The organism is Thermoplasmata archaeon (genome assembly GCA_035622275.1).
In the GTDB taxonomy this organism is placed as follows: domain Archaea; phylum Thermoplasmatota; class Thermoplasmata; order Lutacidiplasmatales; family UBA184; genus Lutacidiplasma.
On record DASPVQ010000006.1, the window covers coordinates 1 to 12,987 of the forward strand.

General features: G+C 68.3%; 11 protein-coding genes and 1 other RNA gene. 5 read left to right on the forward strand and 7 right to left on the reverse strand.

Annotated elements, in window-relative coordinates; all coding sequences use genetic code 11:
- Positions 1–657: 657 nt before the first annotated feature.
- Positions 658–1,725: a deoxyhypusine synthase family protein gene (locus tag VEL82_01975; GenBank protein HXW66638.1), complete on the reverse strand. Its 1,068-nt coding sequence runs from the start codon at positions 1,723–1,725 to the stop codon at positions 658–660.
- A gap of 104 nt (positions 1,726–1,829) precedes the next feature.
- Here VEL82_01975 and VEL82_01980 point away from each other — a divergent pair, with 104 nt between their 5' ends.
- Positions 1,830–4,160 carry an ATP-binding protein gene (locus VEL82_01980; GenBank protein HXW66639.1) on the forward strand — a complete coding sequence of 777 codons (2,331 nt, stop codon included), beginning with the start codon at positions 1,830–1,832 and terminating at the stop codon, positions 4,158–4,160.
- On the opposite strand, the gene VEL82_01985 is transcribed toward VEL82_01980, so the two are convergent.
- The 3 genes from VEL82_01985 to pyrB are packed head-to-tail and all read right to left on the reverse strand — an operon-like array spanning position 4,077 to position 6,117.
- Complete coding sequence (locus VEL82_01985) at positions 4,077–4,697, reverse strand: TMEM165/GDT1 family protein (GenBank protein ID HXW66640.1); 621 nt, start codon at positions 4,695–4,697, stop codon at positions 4,077–4,079. The genes VEL82_01980 and VEL82_01985 overlap by 84 nt on opposite strands.
- Before the next feature lie 12 nt (positions 4,698–4,709).
- Positions 4,710–5,168, reverse strand: coding sequence for an aspartate carbamoyltransferase regulatory subunit (gene pyrI / locus VEL82_01990; GenBank protein ID HXW66641.1), 459 nt, complete (start codon positions 5,166–5,168; stop codon positions 4,710–4,712).
- Positions 5,169–5,172: 4 nt separating this feature from the next.
- A complete protein-coding gene (gene pyrB / locus VEL82_01995) occupies positions 5,173–6,117 on the reverse strand; it encodes an aspartate carbamoyltransferase (GenBank protein ID HXW66642.1) in 945 nt (314 codons plus the stop codon).
- Between the two features lie 91 nt (positions 6,118–6,208).
- On the opposite strand from pyrB, the gene VEL82_02000 reads away from it, so the two are divergent.
- Together VEL82_02000 and VEL82_02005 are read left to right on the forward strand one after the other, a co-directional pair.
- Entirely contained in the window at positions 6,209–7,144 is a 936-nt protein-coding gene (locus VEL82_02000) for a DMT family transporter (GenBank protein HXW66643.1), read from the forward strand.
- Positions 7,145–8,008: 864 nt separating this feature from the next.
- Positions 8,009–9,034, forward strand: a complete 1,026-nt coding sequence (locus VEL82_02005; GenBank protein ID HXW66644.1) for a hypothetical protein — start codon at positions 8,009–8,011, stop codon at positions 9,032–9,034.
- Between the two features lie 264 nt (positions 9,035–9,298).
- On the opposite strand, the gene VEL82_02010 is transcribed toward VEL82_02005, so the two are convergent.
- Together VEL82_02010 and VEL82_02015 are read right to left on the reverse strand one after the other, a co-directional pair.
- On the reverse strand, positions 9,299–9,883 hold the full coding sequence (locus VEL82_02010) for a hypothetical protein (protein ID HXW66645.1): 585 nt from the start codon (positions 9,881–9,883) through the stop codon (positions 9,299–9,301).
- A 359-nt stretch (positions 9,884–10,242) separates the two neighbouring features.
- Positions 10,243–10,926: a hypothetical protein gene (locus VEL82_02015; protein HXW66646.1), complete on the reverse strand. Its 684-nt coding sequence runs from the start codon at positions 10,924–10,926 to the stop codon at positions 10,243–10,245.
- Between the two features lie 204 nt (positions 10,927–11,130).
- Here VEL82_02015 and VEL82_02020 point away from each other — a divergent pair, with 204 nt between their 5' ends.
- Positions 11,131–11,871 (forward strand): tyrosine-type recombinase/integrase, encoded by a 741-nt coding sequence (locus VEL82_02020; protein HXW66647.1) that lies wholly within the window; start codon positions 11,131–11,133, stop codon positions 11,869–11,871.
- Here the strand turns inward: VEL82_02020 and rnpB are convergent.
- Positions 11,860–12,165: RNase P RNA component (gene rnpB, locus VEL82_02025), an RNA gene on the reverse strand. The two genes, VEL82_02020 and rnpB, sit on opposite strands and share 12 nt — an antisense overlap.
- An 83-nt stretch (positions 12,166–12,248) precedes the next feature.
- Here rnpB and VEL82_02030 point away from each other — a divergent pair.
- Positions 12,249–12,947: a HisA/HisF-related TIM barrel protein gene (locus VEL82_02030; GenBank protein HXW66648.1), complete on the forward strand. Its 699-nt coding sequence runs from the start codon at positions 12,249–12,251 to the stop codon at positions 12,945–12,947.
- The last annotated feature ends 40 nt before the right edge of the window (positions 12,948–12,987 follow it).

Here is a 12,987-nt window from a genome sequence, read left to right on the forward strand (position 1 = left end):
GAGAAGGCCAAGGATCACTACCTGACCGCCGTCGCGCTCTTCGACAAGCTGAAACTGACCTGGCTGACCGAGGCGATCCGGTCGGACCTCGGTACGAAGCTCGGGCTGGTCAGCTAGGGAACGGGATCGGGGCGACAGCCCCGCCGCGCGTCAAGGGATCGCGCGGGATCTAGAGAGGGGAGTCCCGCATTCCCCTCCTCCCAAGGGTTTAGAGCTGGTCGCGCGGAGAGACCGGAAGCGCCGGCAGAAACATCGAGCTACACCCCCGAACACGGCCCGTCCACCGGCGTATTTAATCGAGGCGAATTCTCGTCAGAAAACAGGGCGGGATATACGCCCTGTATCCGTACGTGCAAGTGCGCACGAAAATCGGTTTTCTGTAATCGGTGATCTCGATCCGAAAGGCGCTCGTTCCTCGAGGATATCGCGAGAAAACACCGTCCCCTGCCCGCGCACCGGGTGCGCGTCGTTCACCCGCGTACGAACGCGTTCGGACGTGCGTTTCCACGCTGCTCGAGTTGCCCCGTGCCTCCCGGAGTCCGGGCCCTCGGTCCCGGACGAACTGCTCGTTCCGTAACCACCGAAGAGATTTGTAAACCTATCGTTGGCCCGCGAGCCCCCGGCGGAACGCGGAGGCCGGGCGACCGCGATTTCGGCCTAGCCGGGACCCTTTCGGATCCGTACCTGGTCGCCGGACCAGTCAAAGCGAAGCCGGGTGCGGGGTCGCCAGCGCTTGCGGCGGTCCCAGAGCGCGCCCACGAGCAGGGGCAGCCCGATCGACGCCTCCACATGCGCCATCGCGCGCGTGGCGGTCGCCGAGATCTTGCCCCAGGACTGGGCCTCGTCCAGCGTGCTCCCCGAGAGGCCCCCCCAGTGGGGCACGTCCGTGGTGATCTGGAGGGCGTAGTGGTGGCCCTCTCCCTCCCGACCGAAGGCGTAGTTGGCCATCACGATGCCGTCATTGATCCAGTTCTTGGGCGTCCCGCCCCCGATGTAGATCACGGCGGTGCGCGGCGAGTGGGCCAGGATCTGCACGAGCTCGTAGTTGTCGCGGACCGCGTCCAGGATGAAGCGGTCGGCGCGCTCCCGGTTCGCCTGATAGTACAGCGTCAGCCCGATCCCGATCGAGCTGTCGATCAGCGCGGGTGAGAAGACCGGGACACCCCGCCGCGCCGCGGTCGACAGGATCGACGCCCGGTCCGGGAACTTCGCCCCCAGGAACCCGAGGAACTCGCGCGAGGAGGCAGGGCGGCGCGGAAATCGCTCGGTGATCTTGCCGATCACACGGTCGGTGTCCTCGAATTTGAGCTCGTCCACGTAGGTGTCGTAGATCCGGTCGAGGTAGAGCTCCCGCAGCCGGACGTCGTTCGCGGTCGGCGTCCCGATCCAGTGCCGGCCGCCGATCGACTGGTACAGGTCCTGGTAGAGCACCGCGCCGGTCGAGACCACGACATCGACGAGCCCCCAGTCGACCAGGTCGCGCAGGACCTTGCGCAGGCCGGCCGCGATGAGGGGCCCGGAGAGTCCGAGCAGGATCGTGGGCCGCTTGGGATCGGACAGCGCGTTCTCCCAGACCTCGAGGCAGCGCGCGAGGTTCCGGGCCTGGATCGAGGTCGTGCGGAACTGTTCGAGGAGGCCGCCGAGGCCCCGGATCCGGGCCACGTCGACCGGTGCGACCGAGCGCTTCAGGAACTGCCGGCGCCCCGCGGCCAGGGACCGCGCCACGGCCGGCCGACGCCCGTCGGGCTCTTAACCGCTCGCGCGCGCGACCGGCCCGGCTGGGCGAGGATTAAATCCCGGTGCGCCAACGTTCTCTCGGGAGACGCCGGGTGTCTTCGCTTCCGTCGCCCGTGCTGCGGGCACTGCAGGGTCTGTCCGACCAGTCCGGCCGGACGGTCGTGATCGCCGGCCCGCCAGCGAGCGGCAAGTCCGCCCTCCTCGCCGAGTTCCGTCGGCTGGCGGGCGAGAAGGGTGCCCGCGTCATCGAGCTGCGCGGCAGCTACCGGGCGAGATCGACGCCCTTCGGGGCGCTCGACGGTCTGGACCCGGCCCCACCGATCGGCCCGACGAACGGCGCGTCCGCCGAACCGGAGGAACACGGCGACGCCGATCCGATGCCGGCGACGCCGGTGGCGCCGTTCGCCTATCTGCCGGAACGGATGCCGCGCAGCCGTCGCGGCCGGGGGGACCGCCCACGCGGCTCGCTGCGGGGTCCCCCGATGCGCGAGCGCTCGGCGAACGAGGGAGACCCCGAGGCGTTCTGGCAGCGGCTGCTCGTCGACTTCCGGTCCTCGCCCCCCCGGGCGGTGGCGATCCTCGTCGAGGACGGTTCGCTCTTCGACCCCGACAGCCGGGAGTTCCTCGTGGCGCTGAGCCGCAAGGCGCGGCTGCGACCGCTCCTGATCGTCTGCGCGCTCGATTCCTCGGTGCCGGGGTTCATGGCGTGGGAGGACTCGTTCCTCGGGCGGGGCGACGTGGACTGGATCCGCTTCGCCCAGTCGACCCCGGACGCCCGAGAGGCGCACCGGCTCAAGGGGATCTTCGACGACCTGCCGTCGGTCACGCAACGGGTCGTCGGGTACGTCGCGCTCCTGGGCGGCAACGTAGGGGAGGTCGTCCTCTCCCGCGTCGCCCGCCTGACCTACTCGCAGCTCGCCGAGGCGCTGCTACCGGCGACAGGCGTGGGCGTCGTCAAGGTCCAGGAAGGGCGCGTCGTCATCCCCCACCTCCCGTGGATCATGCTCGCGCGGGATCTGCTGCCCCCCAAGCAGCTGGCCGAGATGCACCTCGAGATCGCGAACGCTCTCGCCGCCCTCTCGCCCGAACCGTCGCTCGCCCGGCGCATCGAGGTGGCGCAGCACTACCTCGCCTGGTACCCCGGCCCGATGGCGCTCCGCCACCTGCTCGAGGCCGGTGAGCTGAGCCTGCACCTGCTCGCGTACGATTCCGCGGAGGAACTGTTCGCCCAGGCGATCCAGTGCCTCCCGTCCCTTCCCGCCGCCGAACGGGGCTCCAGCGAGGCCGAGCTGAGGCTGCTGCACGCGCAGGCCCTGTTCTGCGCGGGCCGACCCGACGAGGCCGTCGACGAGATGCGGGAGGGGCTCACCCGGGCGCTGGGCGCGGGCGTGCCGATCGAGATCGTCGGCGAGTGGATGGAGTTCCTCGTGCTGACGATGCGGCTGGTCGGACCTCGGCCGAACCTCGTGCAGACCCTCGGCGAGATCGCGGACCGGTGCCACGACGCCCAGTGGGTCGAGATCGAGATCCTGTTGCAGTCGCTCCTGGTCGAGTTCTACTGGGAGCGGGGCCAGACCGAGCGGGCCCGCGAGGAGTCCCGACGCTCCGGCGCGCTGGCCCAGGCGCTCCCCGCCGGACACCTGCAGGCGACCGCGCTGCTCGCCGTCGGACTCGCCCGCATCGACGGGACGCCGGAGGAGCAGGAGGTCGCGCGCCGGTTCCTCGCCTCGGGCCGACTCCTCCTCGGGCGCGCACGGCGCTGGGAGCTCGATCACATGGCCGGCGATGTCGAGGCCCGGCTGCTCGAGGCGCAGGAGGAGTGGGCGAAGGCGCTCCAGCTGCGCGAGCAGGCGATCCCGAGCCTGCAGCGGCAGAAGCTGCACAGCGTGGAGCTGTACCACCAGCTGGCGATCGCGAGCCTGCTCCTCGACCACCGCAACGGCAAGGGCGTCGAGGCCGTCCTCGCGCGGGCGACCGCGCTCGTCGAGTCGCTCCACCTCGATCCCCCGTCGCCGTCGCTCTTCCGCCTGTGGATGCTCGAGGCCCGGGTCCGGGCCCTCAACGGCGAGACGAGCGCGGCGCGCGACCGCTGGGAGGCCATCGCGGAGTCCCCGGCGAGCGCGCTGCTCCCGCGACAGCGCGCCGAGAGCCTGCTCCGCCTGGCCCTGCTCGAGCGCTCGGTCGACCGGGCGGACGTCGCCGAGGCCCGGGAGCGCGTCCTGCGGGCGCCCGACCTCCGCTCGGCGATCCCGACGGCCTGGGTCGCCCAGCTCGGCGAGCTCGCCAGCCTCGCATCCCAGAGCGATCACGGCGGCGCGCCGCTGCCGATCGTCGCCGTGTCAGGTCGGCGACGCGACGCTCAGGGCCGGGAACGCGCTCGGCGCGAGCCCGTAGGCGATCGTCAGCGCCCCGACGACCAGTAGGATCACGACCACGATCCGGTGCAGGAGCATCGGCTCGACGCGGGCCCCGAGGCGGCCCCCCAGCCAGGCGGCCCACGCGGCCACGCTCGCCAGGGCGAGCGCGCCGGCGGCGAAGACGACGAGCCAGCCGTACGTCGTCACGAACAGCACCTCGATGATCATCGTCGTGTCGCCGAGCTCGAGCAGGAGCACGGTGGCGAAGGCCGCGAGCAGCGCGGTCCGCGCGCTCGTGGCCCCCTCCGCGCCTTCCTCCGGACCGCGGTACCAGAGCCAGAGGGCGTAGCCGATCAGGAACGTGCCGGCGCCCGCACGGACCAGGCCGACGCGGCCGGGGCCGAGCAGGGCGACCAGCGTAGCCCCCACGCTGACCGCGATCGCGGTCGACACGACGAACGCCACGGCCGCGCCCGCCCACGACGCTACCGGCGGATGGCGGGAGGCCAGCGCGATGATCGCGAAGCTGGTCCGGTCGAACAGCTCGAAGCCGCCGGTGACGGCGAAGACGACGAGGAACCCGCTGAGGAAGGCGAGGTCCATCGCCCGGCCCGGCTACGAGAGGTGGTGGAGGAAGTCGTCCACCCGCCGCTCGCAGAAGACGCAGGTGAGCACGATCGGGCGGCGGGTCGTCACCTCGAACTCGCTCTCGATCGGCTCCGACTGGTTCGTGATGCAGTTCAGGTTCGGGCACACGAGCACCCCGAGGATCCGCTCGGGCAGGTCGACCGGGCGCTTCTCGCGGACCTTGAAGTCCCGGATGATCGAGATCGTCGCGGTGGGCGCGATGAGCGCGATGGCGTTGACCTTGCGGGGCGACAGCTCCATGTTCTCGACCTTGACGATGTCCTTCCAGCCGAGCTTGCCGGAGCGGACGTGCAGCGCGATGCTGACCGTCGAGTCCTTGTCGAGGCTCTGGACGCCCACGATCCGCAGCACGTCGAGCGCGAGACCGTTCGCGATGTGGTCGATGACGGTCCCGTTCTTGATCGGGGTGATCTTCAGCTCGCGCATCGCCTCACCGACCGCGGCGCGCCTTCGGCGGCGCGAGGATGGCGTTGAGCAGCGCCATCCGGACCGGGACCGCGAGGAACGCCTGCCGGAAGTAGGCCGCGTGCGGGGTCGAATCGACCTCCGGCGCGATCTCGCCGGCCCGGGGCAGCGGATGGAGGACGATGAGGCGCGACTTCGCCCCGGCGAGGACGGCGTTGTCGATGCGGTAGGAGCCCGCGACCTTCTGGTACTCGCTCTCGTCCGGGAACCGCTCCTTCTGGATGCGCGTGACGTAGAGCACGTCCGCGTCGCGGATCGCTCGATGGAGCTGGTCCTCCTCGGTCAGATGGACCCCCATGTGCTCGAGCTGGTCGCGAACCTCCTCCGGGAGCCGCAGCGTCGGGGGCGACGAGAGCACGAGCTCGGCCCCGAAGAGCGCCAGCGCGTAGGCGAGCGAGTGGACGGTGCGTCCGTACTTCAGATCCCCGAGCAGGACGACCCGGAGGCCGGACAGCGTCCCGAAGGCCTCCTCCATCGTCGCGAGATCGAGCAGCGTTTGCGTGGGATGCTGGCCCGCGCCGTCCCCGGCGTTGAGGACCGGTTTGTCGGAGGCGCGGGCGGCCAGCCGGGCCGATCCCTCGTTCGGATGCCGCAGCACGATCGCGTCGGCGTAGGCCGTCAGCATCCGGACCGTGTCGTACAGGCTCTCGCCCTTGCGCACCGACGACGAGCCCGGGTCCGCGATCGTCAGGCATCGGCCGCCCAGCCGGTGTACCGCCGACTCGAACGACAGCCGCGTTCGCGTCGAGGGCTCGAAGAAGGCCATCGCGACGATCTTGTCTTCCAGCGTGCGCGCGACCTTCGTTCCCTCGGCGTAGGGGATCATGCGACGCGCGTCGGCGACCAGGGATTCGATCTCCTCGCGCGAGAGGTCGCGGATGGAGATCACGTCGCGACCGTGGAGCGACATCCGCTGCGCCACGGAGGTCCCTTCCTTAAGTCCTTCTCGAGACGACCCGCGCCGGACCGCCCGCGCTCGTAACGGCTAAGCGAGCCGACCCGTGCTCCGCGCCATGGAGGCGGCGCCCTGGTCGTGGGGCTCCCGGCTCACGTTCCTGCTGGTCGTCGTCTTCTGGGGCCTCAACTACCCGTTCGTGAACCTGGGGCTCACGGCGGCCTCGCCGCTCTGGCTCGCGTCCCTGCGGGCGGGGATCGGCGCGCTCGCGACGCTGGGCGTCGTGAGCGCCCGGCACGCGTGGGGCTCCCTGGACCGGGCCGCGCGCCGGGATGCGATCGTGCTGGGGCTTCTCAATACCGGCGCGTTCTTCGGCCTGTGGTTCTGGGCGGCCCGGGAGGTCACTCCGGGCCTGGCGGCCGTGATCATCTACACCTTCCCGCTGTGGGTAGCGCTGCTGTCGCTCCCAGTGCTCGGACGGGGGCTCCACGGATGCCAGTGGGCCTCGGTCGGAGTCGGCTTCGCCGGGGTCGCCCTGATCTCGCAGCTCGGCGAGACGGGTGGCTCAAGCGTGAGCGTGCCGGCGGCCGTCGCCCTGCTGCTCGCCGCGCTCGCTTGGGCACTCGGCACGGTCCTTTTCCAGCGCCGATTTCGACCCTCGCAGCTGATGGAAGCGAACGCCTGGCAGCTGTTGGGTGGCACGTCCGGCCTCTTGGCCGCGACTCTCGCCATCGCGCCCCGGCCCCTGCCGACCGCGACCCCGAGCCTGGTGGCGTCGCTCCTCTGGATGGGACTGCTCGGAACGGCGGCCGCCTACCTGATCTGGTTCTCGCTGCTGGCGCGGACTCCAGCCTCGACCCTGAGCGCCTATACGTTCCTCGTGCCCGTCGTCGCGCTCGCGTTCTCAGCCGCGTTCCTGGGCGAGCGGCTGGATTACCTGCAACTGGTCGGTGTGGCGTTGGTGCTCGCGAGCATCTACGGAATCGGGCGTGCCTATGGGAACCGGTCCGAGCACGATGGCCCCCGACCTCAAGCGACGTGACCTCGAGCTGTCCTCAGCGCGTTGGCCTTCGGAGGGCGGGCCACCGGTCGGGGCGACCGTTTTTGCGGGTTGCCGGCGCCGATACGTCGAGCTGGGCCTCCCCGAGTGGGGGCGGCTGAGCCGTCGGCCGCGCCGGGACCACGTTCGCCCGGAGCCCCCGGGAGATCACCGAGGAGGGTCCCGGCGGTCCTCGCGAACGCCCCGCGCGAACCCGGACGCGTAGCACAGCGGAGCCAGCGCCGCGGTGGCCACGATGGCGCCGAGTCCCGCCTCCGCCAACGATGCGGTGGTCTCGGCCGAGCCCAGACCATACGCGAGCAACCCCGCCCCGGCAACCAGGAGGACCGCCGCCTCGACCCGAGCGTAAGCGACTATCCGACTCTGAGCTGCGTTGAGCGCAGGCGGGCGCCAGGACGCCGACACGGGCTTTTACCCGCCTTCCCACGTAGGAACGGCACCCGCCCACCCGACGACAGTCGGCGGGAGGGTTCTCCGTTGGGTCATTGGTCGTCGGGCGTACGAGTAACGCCCCGACGGTCACCCGCCGGGGCGGCCAGGTCGTGGTAGTAAGCCCCATTAGTGCGCTCACGTCAGAGAAAGTGCCCGGAATGAGCCAAAACCAGGCCGCGACTCGTCGCATCCATCGTCGAAGTGTGCCTTCGGACACCCCCTCCTCCACCGCCCAAAGCATAGTCCAACCCATTCGGGCCCCGGGAAACCGGGGCCGCCCATCTCTTGAGGGGGAACCACCTCGCCCGAGCGAATCGCGCTCACATGTCGAAGCGTCGCCGTCAGTCGCAACCTGGGGGTCCACCAGCAGTCGCGGCGCCATTCTCACCCCCGTCAGATTCGAAGGGGTACAGGGTGCAGATCGGCTGGAATCCTCTACCCGAGGGCGTTGAGAGTGTCAAGGTAGCGCTCAGTGCCGTGCTGACCGACTCAACCGTTGACTGGGGGAAGCGCGGGCTCGACGAAATCTACGAGGCGTGCGGGCCGGAGCCTGCCAAGGGACTTGCCGAGGGGGCGTGCAAGGTTTTGGTGAGGTCGGTTGTGCAGCCGGTAACGTTCCGGAAAGTGGGTGAAATCGAGCACTTCCGCGACGGACCCGATACTCCTGTTTCAGGAAAGGAGGAGGATTTCAAGGTCAGTCCCCCGAACGGGTCCTTCATCCGCCGATTCAGCGAGCCCGATCGGGCTCTGCGAATCGACCGATTGTTCTCGACAGCTGAACGAATCCGAAACTACTTGGCATACGCTTCGGCGCTCGCGCTCCCCGTAGTCGGAATACTTGTGAGCCGAGATTTTCTGTACCCGGTTCGAATGGAATCCTCGCCGAGTCAGTACATGCCGAACGTCGGCGTTCCTTTCTCCACGGAGCGCACGCAGGAATGGTACAAGGTCTTCGAAGAAGCGTACGCTCGAACGCAGCTGCTGCTGGACACCCTCTCCCCCTCGGAACCCTCAGGGCGTGCCGTTTCCTTGGTCGGTGAGTCGATCTGGACGGCGGACGTCGAGGAGCGGTTCTTCTACGCCTGGCGGGCCCTTGAGGTCATAGCTTCCAGCGACCTGTCCCGGGCACGAGGCGAGCTGAGCGCCGGCAACCCTAAGCCCCTCGAGCCGTATCTCGAGCGGGCATCGGCCGCGCTCTCTCAAGGGCACGAATTCCGAATCGACCCCCAGGTCAGAGTCGAGGTTAGCGTGACGTCTCGGCTATCGGCGGGCGACGCCAAAATCGTACCAAAGCTCTATGAGCTGAGAAACGCGATTGCGCACGGCGAGGTCACCCCGGCTCAGCACTTGGAGGTCTTGAATTTGAACCTCCCGATCGTCCGGTTGGCTCGCACGATCGCTGAGACGACTCTGAAGGTACAACCGGGGTCGAGCGGGTGAAGGCCCGGCCCGGAATGTCGGCGTTACTGAAAGAATCCAGGATTCTTGACCGGGAAGGGTCTCCCGCCGGGCGCGTCTATGCCGGTTGGCCAGCGCGCTCTCCCCTGATTGAGTCGAGTCGCGGCTACTGACGTCGCAGGAGCCTCGCTCCGAATTGGCCCGGCGAACTCCCTCGCAACCCAGCCCAGATTCGACTCGCTCCCAACGGGGGCGAGGACTTCCCGAACCAGCTCGACGGTTCTACGGCCCGAAGGGGCGCAACACCTACGAAGCGATCAATCCCAACGCTTCAGCGATCTCTGGCCTCTCAGACGCCCGCTGCGAATAGGGCCCGAAAATCTCGGGATCGCCTTCGTACTGGCCCTGACTCTGTCGGTGAAAGACTTGAGCGTTCGCCAGCCGCATAACCTGCGTTGTCGGATGCCCGTGAGTTGGCGTCCCGTAGATGCCCGAATACGATTCCTGAAGCCCCTTGAGACTCATGAGTGGCAGGCTGTTGGCCTCCAGCGCCCGCCAATAGTACGCGTTCGTCCAGCGAAGATAAGGGAGCATCATGTTCCAATGCAACACCTCGCGCATGTAGGTGCCACGTTGACGGAGGATGTCACCCATCATCCAATGGACGGCTGCGTATTCCTCGGATCGCTGCTCGCGCGCGGCACGGAACGCCGGACCGGGGACGAGCAGCCCTTCCTCCTTCGCCGCGTATCCCAGCTCGGTCAACAGACCGAGATACGCATCGAAGTTGGAGCCTGAGCGATACCGTCGCCTCGACTTTGTGACGTCAACCCGACCATCCGCCGACAGGTCGGTCAAAATGCTCTGGAGGGGCCCCATTGCGACCTCCACCACAGAAACATGAACCAGGCGCTCGAAAAGGTCGGGTAGCAGTGCGCTCTCGGCTGAACTCGCGAGTCGCCTGTAGGCACCGCGCGCGCTCACTGAAAGCTCCCTCGAGCCTGGGCCATGGACAACCCCGCGTCGACCTCGCCGTTGCACATGGTATACGAGTCCAGTATCGAGTACGAGACGTCTCGAGATCCCGCCGGGGCGGCGGGCATCCTCAACCTCCTCTTGCGTTTCCACGAAGCAAGACCATTCGTTGGGTGAACGACGCTTGATTCTGAGATTGCGAGCCACATTCCACCGCAGGAACGCTTGCAGCGAAACATCGGATCGAACGATCGACAGCGGGGCCGACAGGGTCGTCAAGACTTCCACTCCCGATCCAGGTCGAGCTGGGTTCCCCCACCAGCGGCGCGCTCAATCCAAATGACGTATTTCCCGGTTTTGGCCTGCTCCCAGAGCGTCACAAGCCTCGGCGTGGGTATCTGAATTACACCCCTGGCAGGCGTAGATGAACCTTTCTTTGCGCGCGCTTTGAAAATTCCGCGGCCGGCAAGCTTCGACGCGAACGAATCGAAGACCACCGATGTGATTCGATCGGACTGCATCAGTATCAGGTCGTGGTCCAGCCCGCGGTAGTTGTCCCCCTTGGTGGTTACCTGCGCCCAATACTCCGACGAGACTCCAATGATAGGATAGGAGGTATCCGGATTGCGAAGCACGGCCTGAACCAACGGCCACCGAGCTCTGTCGACGTCGCTCCGGGCCCTGATGCGGAAGGCTTGGGGGAGCTTCCGCTGGACCTTCGGTAGCCACTTCGCTGGCCCCGGCTGTACAGGTGCTGCAGCGTTGGGGAGGATCGCGGCGATCAATTCGTCGTAGGGAATTCGTAGTCCGGGAACAGCGAGGCGGTCCGAAAGTTCGTGAAGGATGTTGAAACATTGCGCAACCTCGCAGTCGGTCTCGACGTGTTGAAAGGAAAATCGACGTACAACTTGGCCCGGCGGACGGAGGCTCTTATCCTCGGAACCGATTCCGTCGGCCACCCCGACTTACGCTCCGGACTCTGGGAGAACGGTCTTGTGTTTGTACCTTCGCATGGCGGCGGAGTCGGAGCGGATCCCACTTGCTCCTCGTGACCGCTGAGAGATGCTCTCTTGGCGTGGATAGGGCGCTGCTAGAAGCCGGCCGGCCGACTCGGCAGCGCTGGCAAGCCTGCGGGACTCGAGGGCGACCGTCTGACCCGCGAGATGGTCGAGGCCTACGCCCACGACACGTCGCTCGCGCCCACGACCCGTGCGATGAACCTGGGCCTGGTCCGGTCGTTCCTGCGATGGACCGGAAACTCGCTGGCCGACAGCAAGCGCCTGTGGAAGGGACCGCGACCCGTCGCGACCCGCCGGTACTGGCTCACGAAGGAACAACTGGCCGCCGCGCTCGGAAACGCACGGGGGCGGGAACGCGTGGCGATCGCGTTGGCGGGGCTGAACGGCCTGCGCAGCGCCGAGATCCGAGAGCTGCGGGTCGAGAACTGCCGGATGGACCTGCCCGACCCGCGGCTGGTCTTCCGCGGCAAGGGCGACAAGATCCGCGACATCGCCATGAACCGGACGTTCGTCTGGCCCGAGCTGCTGCCCCCGGTGACCGGGAAGAGCGCCAAGGACCGCGTCTATCCGTTCGGCCGCACGACCCTGGACCGCGACGTGAAGGCGGCGTGCCGACGGGTCGGGCTACCCGCCCGATCGCCCCACGACCTGCGACGCAGTTTCGGTCGGATCGCCTACCAGGCAGGGGTGCCGCTGAACGTGATCCAGGGGATCTATGGCCACGCGGACCTGGCGGAGACCAGCTACTACATCGGAACCGACCAGGCCGAGCAGCGCGCCGGGATCGACCAGTTCTCGAGGGCGTTTGGGGTTCCCGGCCCGGAAACGGGTGTTTCCGGGCCGGCGGCCCGTCATTTTACTGACGTGCCGGCCAGGTCGTGGTAGTAAGCCCCATTCTGGTTCAGGCAGCATTCGACTGCGCGCTCTCCTCGACGGTCGGGGGAACGCTTCCTCCCGTCGGTCAGGGCTTGCTTCCGGGGAGACGGCCGTTTCATCACGTCCCGGCGGATCCTCCGGTGCAGCACCTTCACGGTGCCGCCGGGCTGTGTCGTGTCTGCTCCGTGGCTCGGACTCTCGCCCGTCGGGCTCCCACCCGACCCCGTGTTCCCCGAAGTGGGGACTTTCCTCAGCGGCCGGCCGTTGCCGGCGCGGACCACCGTCAGCTGCCCTCCACCTCCTGGCGCGCCGGGCAGCGCGCGGGCTTCCAAATAGCCTCGGGTCGGGCCCGGAAGGCGGAAGAACCCGCGACGGGTCGCTCGCGCGTGCCGCCCGCAGCCGAGGATCGCAGCGGCGCCGACGGACCGGCGCTCGTTCCCTGCCTTCTGCTTCGCAAGGGTCGGGTCTATCGTCCCGGGCCCGACGGTCCGGTCCCGGCGATGCGGTCGAACGGATCGGCCTTCGACATCTTCGACGTGATCGACGCCCTGAGTCCTCGCTACCCTCGACTGTACCTCGCGGACCTCGACGGCCTGGCGCACAACAACCCGCAGCTCGAGTACATCCAGGAGCTTTCTCGCGACATGCCGCTGTGGGTCGACGCCGGCCCTCGTAACGCCGACGGGGCGATCGACATCATCGTCGCGGGCGCAGAGAAAGCGGTTCTCTCCAGTGCGTACCTCGAGGGCCTGCGCGAGCTCAAGCGGGCGTGGCGTCTTTCCACCGAGCTCGTGTTCGAGATCGAGACCGGTAGCGGCGTCCCGGCGGCCGACGGTGAGCGGTGGCCGGGCGCCGACCCGATCTCCCTCGCGCGAGCCGCCCGCGCGGTGGGTCCCGCCCCCATCGTCCTTTCCCCTCGCGGCGTCGATCCCGACTGGAGCCTCGTCCGCTCGATCGCGGGCGACGGGCCGACCTGGGTCGATGGGTCGTTCGAGGTTCGAGACGCCTCCCGTCTCGCCGAGGTCGGCGCGGCCGGAGGTATCTTCCACATTGACTCGATCTTCGCGGAGCTCGACGCCCGATGAGCCGGGCCGCTCCGTCCGCCGACGCGCGATGATGAGAAAC

Coding starts and splice junctions, on each gene's coding strand:
- VEL82_01985 (HXW66640.1), bottom strand. CDS start 4,697: ATGGACCTCGCCTTCCTCAGCGGGTTCCTCGTCGTCTTCGCCGTCACC.
- pyrI (HXW66641.1), bottom strand. CDS start 5,168: ATGCGCGAGCTGAAGATCACCCCGATCAAGAACGGGACCGTCATCGAC.
- pyrB (HXW66642.1), bottom strand. CDS start 6,117: ATGTCGCTCCACGGTCGCGACGTGATCTCCATCCGCGACCTCTCGCGC.
- VEL82_02020 (HXW66647.1), top strand. CDS start 11,131: ATGGTCGAGGCCTACGCCCACGACACGTCGCTCGCGCCCACGACCCGT.